Genomic DNA, 18,689 nt, shown 5'->3' with positions numbered 1-18,689 from the left:
TCTGGAGCTGTGCGAAATGCAACCGATACCATCTTCGAGGTCGTGAATCTTTTATGAGCCGTTTTCTGGTTCCTGTTGCTGTGTTGCTGGAGCTTGTGGCGCTGTGTTTGGCCAGCCCCCTCCTCAGTGCGTTTGCTGGCCTACTATTTGTGCTGTATTTCGTGCTCACGATGGGGCGTTTGCAGGCTTATTCCCGCTACCTGTTCCTGGTTTCCCTGCTGGTGATTGGCTATCTGGGTTTCGCCGGGCAACTGGATGCCGGCGACCTGATGCGGGCTGCTTCCAATGCCGCCTTTTACGCAGCGTTTCTGGGAAGCCTGGGGATGATGCAGTGCCTGGTTCGCCGGCTTGAGGTGTTGCAGCGCATACACGATGTATTGTTGGGCGGTCGCCCGGCCCTGTTGTATCCCAAATACGCGGTGGTCAGCTGCGGTATCGCGTCGGTGCTGAGCTTCGGCGTGATGAACCTGCTTTGCGGCACGCTGACGGATACCCTGCGCCAGCGGGGCATTACCGGTGCCTCCCGCCTGCGCTGGCTGCGCAGCGTGCTGATCAGTACCTTGCGGGGGTTCGCACTGGTACCGCTGGTGGCGCCGACCAGTGTGGCGGTCGCGATTATTACCCGGGAAGTGCCGACCCTGAGCTGGTCCGGCCTGCTACCCTATGGCATCGGCAGTGCGGTGCTGCTGGTTCTGGTCGGGTGGGTGCTGGAACACAGGCGCTTTCGGCTGGTCAGTAGCGAGCGTGAGCCACTGGATACCTGGCCTGCCGGAAGTGGTCGGTTATTGCTGCTGGTGGTGATTATCTTCACTTCCATGGGCCTGCTGGTGCAGACCACCGTGCTTAAAGTATCCGTCGCGGCCATGCTCACGGTACCGGTGGTGACCTTCCTTTATATGCTCTGGAGCGATCGTTCGCCGGCCATGTCGGTGCGAGAAGCGGCTGACAACATGGTGGGTATGAGCAATGAAATGTCCATCTTTGCCAGCTCCGCCGGCCTGGGTGTGGCCCTGGTGGCAGTAATCCCGGCAGACGTCCTGGCCGGCATGGCTTCCGGTGAAATGGGTGTATTGTTGCTGGCGGTCTGTGGCCTGCTGATGATGCCGATGCTTTCGGCGATCGGCATTATTCCGATTACCGTGCTGAGTGTGCAGGCCGGTTTGATGCCACAACTGGTGGCGGAAGGGGTGAATCCGCTGCCTATTGCCGTGGCCCTGGTAATCGGGTTCTCGCTGGCAATGATGCTGTCGCCGTTTGGTCCGGCGGTAATGTTGCTGTCGCGGTTCGGCCAGGTATCGCGTTGGGTGGTGGCGTTTGGTTGGAACGGGTTGTTTGTGCTGCTGTCCATTCCGTTATTATTGTTGATGCTGTGGGGCGTATTCGTGGTGGCGCCGGCCATGGGCTAACGAAGGTGGCCGGCGCTTGCGGAAGGTTTAGTAGCCGCGGCTGGTGTCTACGATACCGGTGATGGGCTCGCCATTGTGATGGGCGCGGATCTTCCCGGTGATCTGCTCCAGTGTGGCATCCCGCAGGGTGCGAGCGGAGATGTGCGGGGTAATGGTTATTTCCGGGCGCTGCCAGAACGGATGGTCCGCCGGCAGTGGTTCCTGGCGGAACACGTCCAGTGAGGCCCGCGCAACATGGCCATCGTCTATGGCCCTGAGCAGATCGTCCTCAACCAGGTGTTCGCCCCGGCCCACGTTGATCACCACCGCGCCAGGTATCAGCTGGCTGAGGTGGCGGTGGTCGAGGATGTCGCGGGTTTCATCGGTCAATGGCAGTGTGTTCACCAGCACGCGGGTTGAACCCAGAAATGCATCAAGGCTATCGGCGCCGGCAAAGGTGGTGACTTTGTCCAGGCTGTGGTCGCTACGGGCCCAGCCGTTGACCCGGTAATCGAGGTCCGCCAGTGTGCGGGCCACCCGCTTGCCAATATGGCCCAGCCCCATGACCCCGACCGGCCATTCACTGCGCTTGATCGGCCGGTGAATTTTCCAGACGCCTTCCCGTTGTTGCTCGCGGTAGGTTTCCATGCCGCGGCTGGCTTCCAGTAACTGGTGCAGCACGTATTCCGCCATCTGTGCAGACATGCCGGCGTCTTCCAGCCGCACCACGGGAAGGTTCGGAGGCAGGTTGGGTACCGCCAGCAGGCCATCTATACCGGCGCCAAGGTTGAACACTGCTTTCAGCCCGGTTTCGCGCTCGAACAGTTCCTCCGGCGGCTGCCAGACAATGGCGTAATCTGCGTCCACGGCGGGGCCATCTGCGTCCCATACGTGTACTTCGGCTTCCGGAAGCAGTGCCTGTATGGGGACCGTCCAGCGCTCCGGCTTGGGGTCTCCGGCAACAAAAAGAACTTTCATGGACGCTCCCGGGATCGTATGGTGGATAAAATTTCTCTATAATGTTTTGCTTTGCAGAATAATATACCGAAATTCATCCGTAAACCCGGGTTGGAGTGTCGGAAATGCAGTTGGAGGATGTCCGAGTATGAACACAGCAGAGACCACCACACCGGAACTACTGGCGGCGTCCAGTGACGGTGAGCCGGTAAAGCCGGAAAAAGATCGCAAGTTTGTAGAGGCGCTCTCCCGCGGTCTCGATGTACTTCGTGCCTTCAGCCAGGGCTCGGTGATTCTGGGTAACCAGGATATCTCGCGGCTGACCGGTCTGCCGAAACCGACCGTTTCACGCATGACCTACACCCTGACCAAGCTTGGTTACCTCAGCTACAACCCGCAGCTGGAGAAGTACCAGCTCAGTTCCGGCGTTCTGGCCCTGGGTTATGCTTATGTGTCCAATCTCAAGGTGCGTCAGTTGGCCAGGCCGTACATGGACGAGTTCGCACGCCAGACCAACATGTCCGTGGGCCTGACCTGCCGTGACCGCCTGCACATGATCTACGTGGAAAACCGGCTGCCGCCGGAAGCCTCCCTGCTGCGCATGGATATCGGCCTGAAGCTGCCCATGTCCACTACCTCTGCAGGCCGGGCTTATTACTGTGCCATTTCTGAAAAAGGCCGCAAGGTGATCGATGACGCCATGGAAGCCAAATACGGCGACGCCTGGCCGGAAAAGCAGGCGGGCCTTGAGCGTGCGATGGAAGACTACAAAAAGTACGGCTTCTGCCTGTCCCTCGGCGAGTGGGACCGCAACATCAATTCCGCCGGCGTGCCCATTCACCTGCAGGACGGCACCATTATGGCGCTGACCTGTGCGGCGCCCTCCTATCTTGTGCCCGCCGAAAAACTGCGTGCGTCCATCGCCCACCAGCTGGCAATGCTGGCCAGCGATATTGAGTCACTCGGCGTCTGATGTTTTCGGCTAAATAAGGAAGCATGGGTTCGGGCGGGGATCTCCCTCCGAAACCGTGCGGAGCCATGGATGGCGGAGCCGAGCGTACAGGGATGTATTCACAGCGTGTTTCGGAGGGAGATCCCCGCCCGGGCCTTCTGCCAGCTGATAGGCCAGAAAACCCCAGGATTCGTCCTGGGGTTTTTTATGCCTGCATTTTAATTCATGGTTGAAACCTGTCGTAAACTTGTATTAAATCGTACTGATGTTTCGCTTGTTAAAACTATATTCCATAGAAGGTTCGGAGGAATTATGTCTGAGGTCGTAACTTACAACCGGGAAGGCTCCATTGGCGTTATCACTGTGAACTACCCGCCGGTGAACGCCCTCAGCCATGCTGTCCGTTCCGGCCTGGTGGCTGCGCTGGAGCAGGGCCAGAAGGATGACGACGCCAGGGTGCTGTTGCTGGTGTGCGAAGGCCGCACCTTTATTGCCGGTGCCGATATTCGCGAATTCGGCAAGCCGATGCAGGAGCCGAGCCTGCCTTCGCTTACCAATCAGTATGAAAGCAGCGACAAGCCTGTTGTCGCGGCCATTCACGGCACTGCCCTGGGTGGCGGCCTGGAGACTGCCCTTGGCTGTCATTACCGGGTGGCGCTGAGCAGTGCCAGAGTCGGGCTGCCGGAAGTGAAACTGGGCCTGCTGCCCGGCGCTGGTGGTACCCAGCGTTTGCCGCGGCTGACCGGTGCCCAGAAGGCGCTGGAAATGATCACCTCCGGTGAATTTGTAAACGCCAAGGATGCGCTGGCTCTGGGGATTGTTGATTCGGTTGAAGACGGCGACGATATCAAGGCCGTTGGCCTGGCATATGCTCAAAAAGTTGCCGATGAGAGCAGGCCGGTCCGTCGTGTCCGCGACCTGACCGACAAGATCGAAGCAGACAAAGGTAGCGACGTGTTCGAACAGTTCCGTGCCGGCCTGCAAAAGAAAGCCCGCGGCCTGTTCTCGCCATTCAAATGCGTGGATGCGGTGGAAGCAGCCTTTAACCTGCCATTCGATGACGGCATGAAGCGCGAGCGTGAGTTGTTCATGGAGTGCATGGAATCCCCGCAGCGTGCCGGTCTGGTTCACGCCTTCTTTGCCGAGCGTGAAGTATCAAAAGTAAAAGGTTTGTCCAAGGACACGCCGGTCCGCGATATCAGAAAGGTGGGTGTCATCGGCGCCGGTACCATGGGCGGTGGCATCGCCATGAACTTCGCTAACGCTGGTATTCCCGTCATCATCGCGGAATTAAAACAGGAAGCACTGGACAAGGGTCTGGCGGTCATTCGCAAGAACTACGAGAACACCGCCAAGAAAGGCCGTATTACCCAGGCCCAGGTTGAAGAGCGCATGAGCCTGATCAGCGGCACCCTGACCTATGACGATTTCAGCGATGTTGATCTGGTGATTGAGGCGGTCTTCGAAAGCATGGACCTTAAAAAGAAGATCTTCAGCCAGCTGGATGAGTCCTGCAAGCCGGGCACTATTCTGGCTTCAAACACCTCCACCCTGAGCATCGATGAAATCGCCACATCCACCAAACGCCCTGAAGACGTGATTGGCCTGCACTTCTTCAGCCCGGCCAATGTCATGAAGCTGCTGGAGATTGTGCGGGGCGATAAGACCTCCGACGAAGTGAAAGCCACGGCGATGGCGCTGGCGAAGAAGATCAACAAGGTCGGCGTGATGGTGGGCAACTGCTACGGTTTCGTGGGCAACCGCATGCTGCACAAGCGCGGTGCCGAGGCCATGGCACTGGTCAATGAGGGCGCGAGCCCGCAACAGGTGGACAAGGTGCTGACCGATCTGGGCTTCCCGATGGGGCAGTTTGCCATGTCGGACCTTGCCGGTATTGATATTGGATACAGCATTCGCGAGGAGCGCCGCAAGGCCGGTGAGGATGTACCGGCGAGCTGGATGGACAAGCTGGCGGAACAAGGCCGCCTCGGGCAGAAGACTCAGGCGGGCGTGTACAAGTACGAGGAAGGTAACCGCAAGCCGATTCCTGACCCGGAAGTGGATCAGATCATTGCCGAGTTCCGTCAGGAGCAGGGTATTACGTCCCGTGACATCACCGATCAGGAGATTCTGGAGCGGTGCATGTATGTGATGATCAATGAGGGCGCGAAGATTCTGGAAGAGGGCGTCGCGGACCGTTCACTGGATATCGATATTACCTGGATCTACGGCTATGGCTTCCCGGCCTATCGTGGTGGCCCGATGTTCTGGGCCGATCAGATTGGTTTGGACAACATTCTTGGTACCGTTGAACAGTTCTACGATGACCTCGGTGGCGAGCAGTGGAAGCCGGCAGCCCTTTTGCAAAAACTGGTCAGTGAAGGTCGCAAGTTTTCGGATCTTTGATTTCGGGGGCTGGTCCCGGGGTAGGGTGCCTTTTCTTATGGGAAAAGAACTCGCTTTGCTCAGACACCTTTTCCCGGCAGAAAAGGTACCCCACCCCGTGACCGGCTCGACTCCAGGGTTTGGTCTCCTGGAACCGTAGGTCGGATTAGGCGAAGCCGTAATCCGACAATACCGTCGAAACGTTCCACTCTGTGTCGGATTACGCTTAGCTAATCCGACCTACCTGTTTACGAAGGACACTGTTATGTCTGATGCCGTTATTGTCTCAACCGCTCGCACCGGCCTCGGTAAATCCTACCGTGGCGCCCTGAACAACACCCACTCTGTGGACATTGCCGGCCATGTGATCCAGCACGCGGTGCAGCGTGCAGGTATCGATCCGGCGATTGTCGAGGATGTTATCCTCGGTGCCACGTTCCACGAAGGCGCCCAGGGCAAGAACATCGCGCGCCTTGCGGCTATCCGCGCCGGTTTGCCGGTGACGACCGCTGGCCTTTCGATCAACCGGTTCTGCAGTTCCGGCCTTCAGTCCATTGCCATCGCCGCCCAGCGGGTGGTGTCAGAGAAGGTACCGGCCATGGTGGCGGGAGGTGTCGAATCCATTTCCATGGTGCAGAATGACAAGCTCAACAGCTTCCACGCTACCAACGACTGGCTGATGAAGAACAAGCCCGAGCTATATCTGGCGATGATTGAAACCGCGGATATTGTTGCCCAGCGTTATGGTGTCAGCCGTGAGTCCCAGGATGAGTATGCGCTGGTCTCACAGCAGCGCACGGCAGCGGCCCAGGAGGCGGGCAGGTTCGATGATGAAATCGTGCCTTACGATGCCACCATGATGGTGAAGGACAAGGAAACCGGGGACATCAGCCATAAGGATGTCACCCTGACGAAGGATGAGTGCAACCGCCCCAATACCACCCTGGAAGGCCTGCAGGGTCTGAATCCGGTGCGTGGGGATAACCACTTTGTTACCGCCGGCAACGCGTCCCAGCTTTCGGACGGTGCGTCTGTGTGCACGGTGATGAACTCGACTTACGCCGAGAAGCACAACATCGAACCCATGGGTATCTTCCGTGGCTTCGCCGTCGCTGGCTGCGAGCCCGATGAGATGGGCATCGGCCCGGTCTTCGCCATCCCGCGCCTGCTGGAGCGCAACGGTCTGACGATGGATGATATCGACCTGTGGGAACTGAATGAGGCCTTTGCCTCGCAAGTGGTCTACTGCCGCGACCGCCTGGGTATTCCCATGGAAAAACTGAACGTCAACGGCGGCTCCATCTCCATCGGCCACCCCTATGGTGTTACCGGTTCCCGCCTGACGGGCCATGCCCTGATCGAAGGCAAGCGCCGTGGCGCCAAATACGTTGTCGTGACCATGTGCATCGGCGGTGGACAAGGCGCTGCTGGCCTGTTTGAAGTGGTGTAAGCCAGATATAACAGTGCAGTCAGGCCAGTCATGGGGTGGGGGAGCCTTTTCTGACGGGATAAAGGTGTCTGAGCGAAGCGAGTTCTTTTCCCATAAGAAAAGGCTCCCCCACCCCAGGACCAGACTCCAACCCCGCAGGCTACCGTGTTCATTCGTGGCTGATAATCATTGATACACGCCAAGGGTAACAAGGCCATGCAACAAAAAATCATCAACACCCAGGACCTGGCCTTCCAGCTGTTTGAACTCCACGAAGTCGAACAGACCCTGGACTACGACCGCTACTCCGAACACAACCGGGAAACCCTGCAAGCGGCTTTGGACCTGGCCCTGAAAGTAGCCGCTGAAGAGTTTGCCCCTCACGCCCGCCTGGTCGACGAGGAAGAACCCCGGTTCGAAAACGGCCAGGTAGTCATGCGCCCTGAGGTCAAAAAGGCCCTCGACGTACTGCGGGACACAGGTTTGATGGCCGCCGGCCAGGACTACGAGCGCGGCGGCATGCAACTGCCCGCCGCCGTCGCGCAGATGTGTGTGGGCATGCTCAAGGGCGCGAATGTTGGCACCCAGGGCTACGCCGGGCTGACCATTGCGGCTGCGAACCTGATCATGGCCCAGGGTAGCGAGCACCAGCAGCATAAGTATGCCGGGCCAATGATGGCCGGCCGGTTCTTCGGCACTATGTGCCTGACCGAGCCACATGCCGGTTCGTCCCTGGGGGATCTGCGCACCCGCGCGGAGCCGCAGGATGACGGCAGCTATCGCCTTTTCGGTAACAAGATCTACATATCCGGTGGCGACCACGAGCTGAGTGAGAACATCATTCACATGGTGCTTGCCCGTCTGCCGGACGCCCCGGTCGGGGTGAAAGGCATTTCCCTGTTTATTGTGCCCAAGGTGCTGGTCAATGAGGACGGCAGCCTGGGTGATCGCAATGACGTCGCGCTGGCCGGCCTGATCCACAAGATGGGCTATCGAGGCACCACCTCGACCATGCTCAACTTTGGTGAAAAAGACGGTGCTGTGGGTTACCTGGTGGGTGAGCCCAACAACGGCCTGGCAGCGATGTTCCACATGATGAACGAAGCCCGCATCGGCGTTGGTCTGGGCTCGGTCATGCTGGGTTATACTGGTTACCTCCACGCACTGGGATACGCCCGCGAGCGCAAACAGGGGCGTCCCGTTGGCGAGAAGGACCCCGACACGCCGCAGGTACCGCTGATCCGCCACGCCGACATCCGCCGCATGCTGCTGACCCAGAAAGCCTACGTGGAAGGTGGCCTGGCGCTGTGTCTGCAGGGTGCGATGCTGGTGGACGAGAAAAAGCACGGAGCCACCGAAGAGCAACGCCAACTGGCCGCTGGCCTGCTGGATCTGCTGACGCCGATCATCAAATCCTGGCCGTCCCAGTTCTGCCTGGAAGCCAATAGCCTGGCGATCCAGGTGCACGGCGGATACGGCTATACACGGGAATACCCGGTGGAACAGTTCTACCGCGATAACCGGCTCAATCCCATCCATGAAGGCACCCACGGCATCCAGGGCATTGACCTGCTGGGCCGCAAGGTTTCCATGGCCGGCGGCCGGTTCTACCAGGAACTGAGGGACCGTATTGCCGCCACCATTGGCGAAGCCCGGGACATCGAACGTCTGGCAAGCAGCGCTGACCAGCTGGACCGGGCAGTGGAAGCCCTATCCATGTCGACGGAAGCCATCAACGCAGAGAAAGCCGGCGGCAACGTGGAAAAAGCCCTGGCCAACGCCTCGCTCTATCTGGAGGCATTCGGCCACACCGTGGTTGGCTGGCTCTGGTTGAGACAGGCTATCAAGGCCATTGCAGGGTTGAACGGTGAAAGTGAGCAGACAGCGGAATTTTACGAGGGTAAGGTGAAGGCCTGTGAGTATTTCGCCCGATACGAACTGCCGAAAGTGGTCAGCCTGGCGGAATTACTGGCGGCCGTGGATACCACCGCGCTGGGTATGCAGGATTCGGAATTTTAAGGAGCCAACAACAATGGACAGAAAAGCCAAAGCCGTCGTCTGTCGCGAATGGGGCCAACCCGTTCAGGTGGAAACCATTACCGTGGAAGGCCCGAAGCGGGACGAAATCACCATCAAGGTCGCTGCCTGCGGCGTCTGCCATAGCGATCAGTCCGCTACCACCGGCAAAATACCCTACCCCGCACCACTGGTGCTGGGCCACGAAGCCGCTGGTGTGGTCATCGAAGTGGGCGAAGGCGTTACCGCTTTTCAGGAAGGCGACCACGTGGTCAGCTCCTTCATCTCCATGTGTGGCAAATGTCGCCAGTGCGTTCGCGGCCGCCCGGTGCTCTGCGAAAATGCCCGCAAAGCCATGTTCACCCTGCCGGACGGAACCTTACGCACCAAAGGCGCGGATGGCGAAGACCTCAACGTCTTCGGCGCCTGCGGCGTGATGGCGGAATACGCCACCATGCACGTGGACAACTGTGTCAAGGTGGACGACACCATACCCATGCAGAACGCTGCACTGGTCGGCTGCGCCGTTATGACCGGAGTTGGCGCCGTGTTCAACACCGCGAAGGTCGAGCCCGGCTCCCGCACGGCTGTCTTTGGCATTGGCGGCGTAGGCCTGAACGCCATTCAGGGTTGTGTGACCGCCGGCGCGGAAATGATTGTTGCGGTGGATAACAACGAGACAAAACTGCGGATGGCCCGGGACTTCGGTGCCACCCATACCGTCAACATAAACGATGTGGAAGATGGCGCCAAAGCGGTGAAGAAACTCACCGGTGGCGTGGACTACGCCTTTGAGTGCGTTGGTGCCGGCGCCGTGGTGGAGCAGGCCTACAAGTGCCTCGGACGCGGTGGCACGGCCGTGGTGGTGGGTGTTTCCGACCCGAAAGACAAAACCTCAATCACCACCCTGACCCTGCCCGCCGATGAACGGGTCCTGAAGGGTAGCTGGCTGGGTTCTGCCCGCCCGCAGTACGATTTCCCCCGTATTCTGGGGCTGTACAAGGCTGGCAAACTCAAGCTCGATGAGCTGGTAACCTGCACCTATCCCATTGAAGACGCAGCCCAGGCATTCGATGATATGTTGGCTGGCAAGAACGCCCGTGGCGTGATTGTGTTCGACTGATCCAGGAGAGAACCATGAAAGATCTCAGCAAGAATTACATCAACGGCCAGTGGCAGGACTGGGCCGGAGAGACCATCGACGTTCATGAGGCCGCCACTGGCGACGTCATTGCCCGGGTTCCCGCTTCCGGTCGTGGAGAAATGGAACAGGCCATCGCCGCTGCGAGTGCTGCCTTTGAAAGCTGGTCGGAAAGCACCCTGGAGAAACGTCTCCACGTGCTGGAACAGCTCCATGCGGGCTTGAAGGAGCGAGCGCCTGAAATTGCGGAAACCGTATGCCGGGAAGTGGGCATGCCCATCAAGCTGGCGACCGGCATCCAGGCCGGGCTGCCTGCCACCATTACCAAGAGCTACCTGAAACTGCTGCCGGAATTCCCGTTCAGCGAACAGGTGGGCAACTCCGAGGTGCAATACACGCCGGTCGGTGTGGTGGGCTGCATAACCCCCTGGAATTACCCGCTACACCAGGTGATTCTGAAAGTGGTTCCCGCCCTTGCTGCTGGCTGTACCGTGGTGCTCAAGCCGTCTGAAATCGCGCCCCAGAGTGCGTATATCCTGGCGGATATACTGGACAAGACCGACCTACCCAAAGGTGTTTTCAACCTGGTTTGCGGTGAAGGTCAGACCGTGGGCGACACGCTGATCAAACACCCGGGCGTTAACATGGTGTCTTTTACCGGCTCCACCCGCACCGGCAGTCTCATAGCCCACGCAGCAGCCGACGACTTCAAGCGCTTTGCCCTGGAAATGGGGGGTAAGTCCGCCTCAGTCATCCTCGCGGATGCGGACTTGGCAAAAGCGGTGAAGGGCACCGTCAACAACTGCCTGCTGAACTCAGGCCAGACCTGCACCGCGCTCACCCGCATGCTGGTCCCCGCAGAAAAACACGACGAGGCTTGTGAACTGGCGGCTGCAGCAGTGGCAAAAATGACCCCGGGCAACCCGCTGGAAGAAACCACCCGGCTTGGCCCACTGGCTTCGGCTCAGCAGCGGGACAAGGTCATTGATTACATCAAACTCGGCATCGAAGAAGGCGCCACCCTGGTGGCCGGCGGTCCGGAGTCACCGGAAGGCTGCGCCCATGGCTACTTCGTCAAAGCCACCGTATTCGGCAACGTGAAACCCGACAGCCGTATCGCCCAGGAAGAAATCTTCGGCCCGGTTCTGTGTGTGATTCCCTATGAAGACGAAACCGAGGCGATCGAGATTGCCAACGGCACGGCCTATGGCCTGTCTGGCGCCGTTTGGTCCGGCGATGATGCCCATGCGAAGAAAGTGGCTAGCAAGCTGCGCACCGGGCAGGTGTTCGTCAATGGTGGGGATTTCAACCCGTTGGCACCATTCGGCGGATTCGGGCATTCCGGTATCGGTCGCGAGTTCGGCAAGTGGGGGCTGAAGGAGTTTTTGGAGGTACGTTCTCTGCAGCTGTAATCCGAGAGCAACACTCTGAAGTCCGATCGGTCACGGGGTGGGGGTACCTTTTCTGCCGGGAAAAAGATGTCTGAGCGCAGCGAGTTATTTTTCCCAGAAGAAAAGGTACCCCCGCCGCGGGACCAGCCCCAGAGTCTAGGCTTTCCCGCCAAGCAGAATCCGCACTGCCGTACAGGCATCCTCCAGCTCCTCATCCCGGGGCTCTCTCCCACCAATAATATCGGCATAAAGGCAGGACTCTGCGAGGCGCACCATAAAATACGAAAGGCTTTCCAGATTCATAGGCGGGTGGATGAAGCCTGCAGCCACCTGTTCCTCCAGTACTCTGGTATTAGCCTTTACGGTGCGACTGTGCAGGGTGGACTGCGAGGACATCAATATCTTCAGGGCATATTCCGGATCGTCGTGGATAAAACGACGAAGGGGTTCTGAATGCAACAACACCGAATTGATATAGCGAAACACACCCACAACATAATCCACGCCCTGGCCAGGAGTCTGGTTGATCGCGTCCTGGCGCAGGGAATCGTAGAGCGACCACAAGGCCTCACCCATAAGCAGGTCTTTGCTGCCAACCCAACGGAACAGGGTGGCACGGCCGATGTTGAGTTCTTCAGACAACGAGGCCAGGTGAATGCGCTCACCGTTCAGCCAGAGCTGGCGGGTACGCTGGATAACGTCTGCTGGTGTCGCTCTGGTTGTTACTACGTCTGTTGTCATTTAACCCATCCGTGACAGATTTGTGAACTATCCACTATACACTGGTATCAATACACTGTGATTTTGCGAATTGCCAAGAGCCAGTAACCCATGACAAGAAACGTATTGATTGTTGAGGACAATCCGGGCATTGGCGAGCTGGTGCGTATGCACGTGGCCGACCTGGGAATGAACCCGATACTGTGTGACCGGGGTGATACCGGGCTTGAGCGTTTTCGTGAAGGGGATATCGACCTGGTGGTGCTGGACCTGATGTTACCCGGAATGGATGGCCTCGCGGTATGTCGTGAGATTCGCTCCGGCCCGGGGTATGTGCCGGTGCTGATGCTGACGGCAAAAAGCACCGAGCTGGACCGGGTGCTGGGGCTGGAAATGGGCGCGGACGATTACCTCACCAAACCCTTCAGCGTGGCGGAACTGGCGGCAAGGGTGAAAGCGCTGTTTCGTCGTGTGGATGCCATGGCCGCGGCGCCAGCCGGCGCTGCTGATAGCGCAGAGCTGCGAACCGACGGCTTGAGAATCGACCCGGATCGCCGTCGGGTCTTTGTGCGGGAGCAGGAAGTGGAACTGACCGCCCGGGAGTTCGAGCTGCTCTGGCACTTTGCCAGCCATCCCGGCCGGGTGTTCAGCCGCGTTCAGCTGTTGGATAAAGTCTGGGGGTACAACCACGAGGGCTATGAGCACACCGTCAATACTCACATCAATCGCCTGCGCGGCAAGATCGAAACTGACCCGGCCCGGCCGGAGTTCATCGAGACTGTCTGGGGGGTAGGCTATCGTTTCCGGGAATGAGCCATGGTGAAAACACTCTACACCCGGCTGGCGGTTGGCCTGTTCCTGCTGCTACTGGCCGTGGGCCTGCTGTATACCTTTATCAGCCTCTACTCGCTGCGGGAGTACAACGCCTCGGTCAATCAGGAGCTGCACCGGGATCTGGCGAAAAACCTGGTGGCAGACCGGAACCTGGTCAGCGAGGGCCAGCTTGACCGCAGCGCCCTGAAAGAGCTCTTTGCGCTTTATATGACCATCAACCCCAGCATCGAAATCTATCTGCTGGACCTGGACGGCACCATCCTTTCCTATTCGGCCGATCCGGCGAAGATCAAGCGCAAGCAGGTCTCCCTTGAGCCCATACAGCGGCTGATGGACGACATGAGCCGCTATCCGGTGCTGGGCGATGACCCGCGCAGTCATGACCGGCAGAAAGTGTTCTCAGTAACTCCCGTGCCATCAGCGGATAATCCCGAGGGCTATCTTTACGTGGTGCTGCGAGGTGAAGAATACGACGCCGCGGAAACCATGGCGCGGGGCGGCCAGTTGCTGGAACTGAGTGCCTGGGCGCTGCTGGTCAGTCTGGCGGTGGTCATGATTGCGGGGCTGGCGATATTCCGGCTGCTGACCCGCCGGCTGACCTTGCTGACCCGGCTGGTGGAGGACTTCGAGCACAGCGACATGAGCCGCCAGCCCGAGAGCACCTGGCGGGACAGACGACCGGTGGGGCGCGATGAAATCGATTACCTGGGCGCTACCTTTGATGACATGGCCAGCCGGATTGCCTCCCAGATTGAGCAACTGACGGAAAAAGATGCGCAGCGTCGCCAATTGGTGGCCCAGGTATCCCACGACCTGCGTACGCCGCTGGCCTCCATGCAGGGATACATTGAAAGCCTGAAATTGCGGCGCGACCGACTCAGTCCGGAAGAGCAGGACCGCTTTCTCGACATTGCACTGAAGGAAGGGCGACGCCTGAACCGCCTGGTGGACGAGCTTTTCGAGCTGGCGGCGCTGGAGGCCCGGGAAAAGCAGCCAGTGCCGGAGCCCTTCCCACTGGCGGAACTGGTGCACGATGTGGTCCAGAAACACGGGCAAGAGGCCGGCAACAAGCAGCTTGAGCTGAAGGTCAATGGCGACCCGGACCAACCCCTGGCCTACGCGGACCTGGCCATGACCGAGCGGGTTCTGGATAACCTGATCGGCAATGCCATTGCCTATAGTCCCGCCGGGGGGCGTATCGAAGTAGCGACCAGACAAGCCGACGGTCTGCCGGAAGTGTGCGTTCGGGACAGTGGCCCGGGCATTCCGGAGCAGGACCTGCCCCACATCTTTGATCCATTTTATCGCGGGGAGTCTTCCGGTGGGTCTGGCGGCCACGCCGGTCTCGGGTTGGCGATTGCCCGCCGGATCATGACGCTTCAGGGCGGCGATATCCGTGTTGAGAACCCGGCTTCCGGGGGCGCGTGCTTCTGCATCCGGCTTCCGGTCAGATAATCATCCGGAGCTTTCTGCATCCACAATGATCTCACCGGCGTTATACAAACGTAATAAACAGGAGAAGATGCTGTGACGAATCCACTGCAAACTGGTCACAGTATTCAAAAGGCAAGAGGTTAAGGTTATGAAACGGTATCTGTTACTGATGTCCTTGGCGGCAGCCATTGCATTGACCGGCGTTCAGGTTGGTGCCTCCGATGGAAAGGATTCGAAATATGCGCCGGACGACCCTGATCTGGCGGTGGCTACCTTCGCCGGTGGTTGTTTCTGGTGTGTTGAAGAGGCTTACGAGGAAAAAGTTCCGGGTGTTGTCGAGGCAGTGTCCGGATACAGCGGTGGTGATGAGACAGACCCGACCTATCAACAGGTAGCCGGCGGGCGCACTGGCCACACGGAGGCTGTTCAGGTCTATTACGATCCGGATGAAATCACCTATGAGGGCCTGCTGCAGGCACTGTGGCGCACTGCCAATCCGACCGATGTGAATGGACAGTACGTGGACCGGGGCAAACAGTACCGCCCGGCCATTTTCTATCATAACGAAGAACAGAAACGCGCCGCTGAAGCTTCAGTGAAAGCGCTGGAGGAGTCAGGCCGCTATGACAACCCGGTGAAGATTGAGATCGTGCCCTTTGAGGCTTTCTACGACGCCGAGGAATACCATCAGGATTACTACAGTAAGAATCCGGTGCGATACAAGATCTACACCTTCAACTCCGGCCGTTACCAGTTTATCGAGAAGGTCTGGGGCGACGACCAGGAAGTGGATTATGCCCAGTACCGTCCGGAAAAAAATGATAGCGAAAGCGGCAGCGCTTCTGTGCATTCCGGTAGTGAGGCCGGCATGAATCTCGGTCAGGTTGAGGCATTCAACCCAAAGACCTTTGAAAAGCCGGATGACGAAACGCTGAAGGCGCGGCTGACCAAAGAGCAGTATTACGTTACCCAGGAGGACGGCACCGAGCCCGCCTACAAGAACGAGTATTTCGATGAAAAACGGCCGGGCATCTACGTGGATATCGTGTCCGGTGAGCCGCTGTTTTCATCCAGGGACAAGTACAAATCCAACACCGGTTGGCCAAGCTTTACCAAGCCAATCAGTTCGGACATGGTGGTGGAGAAAGAAGACAACTCCTTCTTCATGAAGCGAATCGAGATCCGTAGCCGGTATGCAGACTCCCACCTCGGACACGTTTTTAACGACGGTCCGGCCCCGACCGGCCTGCGCTACTGCATGAATTCCGCGGCTATGAAGTTCATCCCGCTGGAGGACATGGAAGCACAGGGATATGGCGCCCTGATCAGCGAAGTGGAAGAAACTGGCCGAACCGCTTCCAATTAGACAGGCTGTTCGCCGGTCATAGCCAGAGATCCCCGATCGGGGTCTCTGGTGAAAAGTGGTGCTGAACCTGCGCCATCAGCAATTCCGCACTGGCCAACGCGTCTACGAGAGCATTGTGAGGCGGATAATGCGGCAGGCCATATCTAAGCCGGCTGTCTGCCAGGCGTATCGAAATGGCCTGCTGGCCTCTGAACCTCTGCCACCAGTTGGGTTGCCTGCGAGGATGCAGGTGAGACTCAATGGCCATGGTGTCGATGACCGGAAAGCGTATTTCCTGGCCGATGCGCCACTTCAGGGCGACATTCAGGAAGGGGCGCTCGATATTCCGGTAGTGAACGACCGGAATGCGACCGGCGAGGCATCCGAGAAACTCACCAAGGATATCGTCCAGATCCGGAGCCTTGTCGATATCCGTGTGGGTTATGCCGTGAATCGTAATGGATGTCTGATGCAACGGCAGCTGCGGCTTGACCAGCCAGTGCCGGGAACCTCCCAATTGCACCCGGTCTATGGTGAAGGGCACCACGCCGATACTGACAATGGAGTGCTTGTTGGCGTCCAGCCCGGTGGTTTCGAAATCCACGCCCACAAATGGGACGTCTTTCAACGGCGTTTCGGGGGCGACGCAGCCGGCTTCATAGAACGCCTTCAGCTGTTCATCCTCAGCCTGCTTTGCAAGCTCCCGGAACCGTTCTGGCCACGGCAGGTTTGCGACAGGAGTGTCGGTGGTCATGGATTCGTGATCATCAGACATTCCGTGCCACCTGCGCGTGATAGCGGAACTTGAGGAACTTCTGGGCCTGGGTGACCACCTGGAAGGCGTCTTTCAGGTGGCTGCGTTCAAAGGGTGACAGGTCTTCTGGCCGCACGTTGTTGTCCGGCTCGCGGCCGGCTTCGATAGCGAGGGCCTGATGGCGAATCCGCACTATGGCGATGAATTCAAAAGCATCCCGCAGGTTGTCCACTCCGTCCTCCGGAATCAGTTTGGTATCCCCGATTGCTTTGAGGCGGTTGAAGGTATTCTGCGCCTTTGAGGCACAGGCCAGGGAATGCACACGGATCAGGTCCGAGACCGGCGCGGTACCGCGACGTTTCAGGTTAAAGGTTTTGGCCTGCTTGCCACTTTCCTCCATTACAAAGGTGCGGAAAAACCCAAGTGGTGGTGTACGATTGAGAGCGTTGCGTGCCAGCATCGCCAGGAACCGCTGGCTGTTGCTCGCTCTCTCGGCAATGAAGCCTTTCAGCTCTTCGGTGTACTCGGTACGGCCAAAAATGCCGTCCAGGTCGAAGAAAATATTACTGTTCAGCAGGGCTTCTGCCTTGGGGTTTTCAATCCAGTCCGCGAAGTACTCCTTCCATACTCGCAGGGGCTGGCGCCATTTCTGGTTTGTCGCCATGATATCCCCGGTGCAGTAGGTGTAACCACACTCCGCCAGGCCGTCACTGACAAACTTCGCCAGGGCGAGGAAGTACTCGTCGTGCTTCGCAGGGTCAAAGCTGTCGTCCAGCACCATGGCGTTATCCTGGTCGGTCACCACCAGTTGTTCGTCCCGGGCCATGGAGCCGAGCGCCATAAAGCAATAGGGTACCGGTGGTGGCCCGAGCTTTTCCTCTCCCAGTTCCAGCAGCCGCTGGCTGAAGCTGCGGCCGATACCGGCCATGGCGCTGCCGATCATATGCGAATTGGCGTCTTCCCGGACCATGCGAACAAATGTGTTGGGCACTTCCTTGCTGAGGCGCTTCAGGCCTTTTACGTCCTGCTGATGGTATATGTTGCTGACCAGGTAGAGGCTGCTCTGAGACTCGTGCTTGACGATATCCGACAGTGCAATAACGCCGCGGATTTTGTCGCCGTCCATCACCGGCAAGTGGTGCACATTGTTGTGAAGCATGGTCAGCATGGCTTCAAAAATGAAGGAGTTGGAGCTGGTGGTGATCAGACCATCCGTCATGATGTCGCTGATGGGTGTTTCCGACGGCAAGGCCTCACTGAGGGCTCGGGTGCGCAGGTCACGGTCGGTAATAATGCCGGAAAGCTTGGGACTGTCGCCGCTTTCGTCCATGAGAAGCAAGGCTGAGACGCCCTGTTCCGTCATGATGCGGGCAGCCTCCTGCAGGCGAACGGTGTTCGGGGCCGTGACCGGCCCACGTGAAATCAGCCGTGTCACCCGGGCGGTCATGGGCTGGTTGGACTTCTCCCGCCGGGATAGTGCTGAGCGAAGGCGGGAGCGGTCTTCGACTTCCACGAAATCGGTGAAGCTGTCGTCGTTTTCCCACAGATACCGGAATATCTCGTCGGGGATCAGGTAGACCAGTGAATCTTCAATGGCCTTGACCGGAAATCGAACCGTTTTGCTCATCAGCAGGCCATACTGGCCAAAAATCTCGCCTTCGCCGAGCCGGTTGTAGAGCTCGCCCGTGCGGCGATACATTTCAACCGCGCCACTGCGAATGTAATGCAGGTACGCGTTGCGCTCGCCAAGTTTGAGGATGTCTGTGCCTGCGCGGAAATAGGCAACCTCAATGCCAGAGACGATTCGGTCGAGAGTTTCTTCCGGCATGTCATCGAACGGAGGGTGCTGGGCCAGGTGGTTGCGTATTTCGATCAGCTCTGCCTGCATTACTCGCTTCCTTTTCGAACCGCTTCGGCGTGGAGAATTCAGTAGGTAATATAGCAGT

General features: G+C 58.6%; 14 protein-coding genes. 10 read left to right on the top strand and 4 right to left on the bottom strand.

Going from position 1 to position 18,689, the window contains the following annotated elements; genetic code table 11:
• Nucleotides 1–53 precede the first annotated feature (53 nt).
• On the top strand, nucleotides 54–1,406 hold the full coding sequence (locus M8010_RS00820; RefSeq protein WP_250086884.1) for a hypothetical protein: 1,353 nt from the start codon (nucleotides 54–56) through the stop codon (nucleotides 1,404–1,406).
• 27 nt (nucleotides 1,407–1,433) lie between these two features.
• Here M8010_RS00820 and M8010_RS00815 read toward each other — a convergent pair whose 3' ends face one another.
• On the bottom strand, nucleotides 1,434–2,363 hold the full coding sequence (locus M8010_RS00815; RefSeq protein WP_250086883.1) for a 2-hydroxyacid dehydrogenase: 930 nt from the start codon (nucleotides 2,361–2,363) through the stop codon (nucleotides 1,434–1,436).
• A gap of 127 nt (nucleotides 2,364–2,490) precedes the next feature.
• On the opposite strand from M8010_RS00815, the gene M8010_RS00810 reads away from it, so the two are divergent.
• The 6 genes from M8010_RS00810 (at nucleotide 2,491) to M8010_RS00785 (ending at nucleotide 11,677) form a co-directional block, all read left to right on the top strand.
• The gene (locus M8010_RS00810) at nucleotides 2,491–3,315 is read left to right on the top strand and encodes an IclR family transcriptional regulator (RefSeq protein ID WP_250086882.1); all 825 of its coding nucleotides are present in this window, start codon (nucleotides 2,491–2,493) and stop codon (nucleotides 3,313–3,315) included.
• A gap of 291 nt (nucleotides 3,316–3,606) precedes the next feature.
• Nucleotides 3,607–5,700 carry a 3-hydroxyacyl-CoA dehydrogenase NAD-binding domain-containing protein gene (locus M8010_RS00805; RefSeq protein ID WP_250086881.1) on the top strand — a complete coding sequence of 698 codons (2,094 nt, stop codon included), beginning with the start codon at nucleotides 3,607–3,609 and terminating at the stop codon, nucleotides 5,698–5,700.
• Nucleotides 5,701–5,944: 244 nt separating this feature from the next.
• Nucleotides 5,945–7,129 carry an acetyl-CoA C-acyltransferase gene (locus M8010_RS00800; RefSeq protein WP_250086880.1) on the top strand — a complete coding sequence of 395 codons (1,185 nt, stop codon included), beginning with the start codon at nucleotides 5,945–5,947 and terminating at the stop codon, nucleotides 7,127–7,129.
• A gap of 195 nt (nucleotides 7,130–7,324) precedes the next feature.
• The gene (locus M8010_RS00795; protein ID WP_250086878.1) at nucleotides 7,325–9,127 is read left to right on the top strand and encodes an acyl-CoA dehydrogenase family protein; all 1,803 of its coding nucleotides are present in this window, start codon (nucleotides 7,325–7,327) and stop codon (nucleotides 9,125–9,127) included.
• Nucleotides 9,128–9,140: 13 nt separating this feature from the next.
• Nucleotides 9,141–10,247, top strand: coding sequence for a zinc-binding dehydrogenase (locus tag M8010_RS00790; RefSeq protein ID WP_250086876.1), 1,107 nt, complete (start codon nucleotides 9,141–9,143; stop codon nucleotides 10,245–10,247).
• Nucleotides 10,248–10,261: 14 nt separating this feature from the next.
• On the top strand, nucleotides 10,262–11,677 hold the full coding sequence (locus M8010_RS00785) for an aldehyde dehydrogenase family protein (RefSeq protein ID WP_250086874.1): 1,416 nt from the start codon (nucleotides 10,262–10,264) through the stop codon (nucleotides 11,675–11,677).
• Nucleotides 11,678–11,812: 135 nt separating this feature from the next.
• Here the strand turns inward: M8010_RS00785 and M8010_RS00780 are convergent, their stop codons facing one another.
• A complete protein-coding gene (locus M8010_RS00780; protein ID WP_250086871.1) occupies nucleotides 11,813–12,397 on the bottom strand; it encodes a QsdR family transcriptional regulator in 585 nt (194 codons plus the stop codon).
• A 90-nt stretch (nucleotides 12,398–12,487) separates the two neighbouring features.
• On the opposite strand from M8010_RS00780, the gene M8010_RS00775 reads away from it, so the two are divergent.
• From M8010_RS00775 to msrB, 3 genes are all read left to right on the top strand, one after another.
• Nucleotides 12,488–13,189 carry a response regulator transcription factor gene (locus M8010_RS00775; protein WP_250086868.1) on the top strand — a complete coding sequence of 234 codons (702 nt, stop codon included), beginning with the start codon at nucleotides 12,488–12,490 and terminating at the stop codon, nucleotides 13,187–13,189.
• Nucleotides 13,190–13,192: 3 nt separating this feature from the next.
• The gene (locus tag M8010_RS00770) at nucleotides 13,193–14,665 is read left to right on the top strand and encodes a sensor histidine kinase (protein ID WP_250086866.1); all 1,473 of its coding nucleotides are present in this window, start codon (nucleotides 13,193–13,195) and stop codon (nucleotides 14,663–14,665) included.
• A 127-nt stretch (nucleotides 14,666–14,792) separates the two neighbouring features.
• Nucleotides 14,793–16,010 (top strand): peptide-methionine (R)-S-oxide reductase MsrB, encoded by a 1,218-nt coding sequence (gene msrB / locus M8010_RS00765; protein ID WP_250086865.1) that lies wholly within the window; start codon nucleotides 14,793–14,795, stop codon nucleotides 16,008–16,010.
• Between the two features lie 16 nt (nucleotides 16,011–16,026).
• On the opposite strand, the gene M8010_RS00760 is transcribed toward msrB, so the two are convergent.
• The gene (locus M8010_RS00760; RefSeq protein ID WP_250086863.1) at nucleotides 16,027–16,764 is read right to left on the bottom strand and encodes a 3'-5' exonuclease; all 738 of its coding nucleotides are present in this window, start codon (nucleotides 16,762–16,764) and stop codon (nucleotides 16,027–16,029) included.
• Nucleotides 16,757–18,631 carry a putative nucleotidyltransferase substrate binding domain-containing protein gene (locus tag M8010_RS00755; protein WP_250086861.1) on the bottom strand — a complete coding sequence of 625 codons (1,875 nt, stop codon included), beginning with the start codon at nucleotides 18,629–18,631 and terminating at the stop codon, nucleotides 16,757–16,759. The genes M8010_RS00760 and M8010_RS00755 overlap by 8 nt, the downstream gene beginning before the upstream one ends.
• Nucleotides 18,632–18,689 lie beyond the last annotated feature (58 nt).

The sequence above is a fragment of the Marinobacter sp. ATCH36 genome, from assembly GCF_023555055.1.
GTDB lineage: Bacteria > Pseudomonadota > Gammaproteobacteria > Pseudomonadales > Oleiphilaceae > Marinobacter.
Note: the sequence above shows the minus strand (reverse complement) of the source record. Positions and strands in the feature narration are given on the sequence as shown.

What these genes read in the sequence shown, in the direction of transcription:
- M8010_RS00785 (WP_250086874.1), top strand. Translation starts at nt 10,262, where the DNA reads ATGAAAGATCTCAGCAAGAATTACATCAACGGCCAGTGGCAGGACTGG.
- M8010_RS00820 (WP_250086884.1), top strand. Translation starts at nt 54, where the DNA reads ATGAGCCGTTTTCTGGTTCCTGTTGCTGTGTTGCTGGAGCTTGTGGCG.
- M8010_RS00775 (WP_250086868.1), top strand. Translation starts at nt 12,488, where the DNA reads ATGACAAGAAACGTATTGATTGTTGAGGACAATCCGGGCATTGGCGAG.
- M8010_RS00810 (WP_250086882.1), top strand. Translation starts at nt 2,491, where the DNA reads ATGAACACAGCAGAGACCACCACACCGGAACTACTGGCGGCGTCCAGT.
- M8010_RS00755 (WP_250086861.1), bottom strand. Translation starts at nt 18,631, where the DNA reads ATGCAGGCAGAGCTGATCGAAATACGCAACCACCTGGCCCAGCACCCT.
- M8010_RS00780 (WP_250086871.1), bottom strand. Translation starts at nt 12,397, where the DNA reads ATGACAACAGACGTAGTAACAACCAGAGCGACACCAGCAGACGTTATC.
- M8010_RS00770 (WP_250086866.1), top strand. Translation starts at nt 13,193, where the DNA reads ATGGTGAAAACACTCTACACCCGGCTGGCGGTTGGCCTGTTCCTGCTG.
- M8010_RS00760 (WP_250086863.1), bottom strand. Translation starts at nt 16,764, where the DNA reads ATGTCTGATGATCACGAATCCATGACCACCGACACTCCTGTCGCAAAC.
- M8010_RS00815 (WP_250086883.1), bottom strand. Translation starts at nt 2,363, where the DNA reads ATGAAAGTTCTTTTTGTTGCCGGAGACCCCAAGCCGGAGCGCTGGACG.
- M8010_RS00795 (WP_250086878.1), top strand. Translation starts at nt 7,325, where the DNA reads ATGCAACAAAAAATCATCAACACCCAGGACCTGGCCTTCCAGCTGTTT.
- msrB (WP_250086865.1), top strand. Translation starts at nt 14,793, where the DNA reads ATGAAACGGTATCTGTTACTGATGTCCTTGGCGGCAGCCATTGCATTG.
- M8010_RS00790 (WP_250086876.1), top strand. Translation starts at nt 9,141, where the DNA reads ATGGACAGAAAAGCCAAAGCCGTCGTCTGTCGCGAATGGGGCCAACCC.
- M8010_RS00805 (WP_250086881.1), top strand. Translation starts at nt 3,607, where the DNA reads ATGTCTGAGGTCGTAACTTACAACCGGGAAGGCTCCATTGGCGTTATC.
- M8010_RS00800 (WP_250086880.1), top strand. Translation starts at nt 5,945, where the DNA reads ATGTCTGATGCCGTTATTGTCTCAACCGCTCGCACCGGCCTCGGTAAA.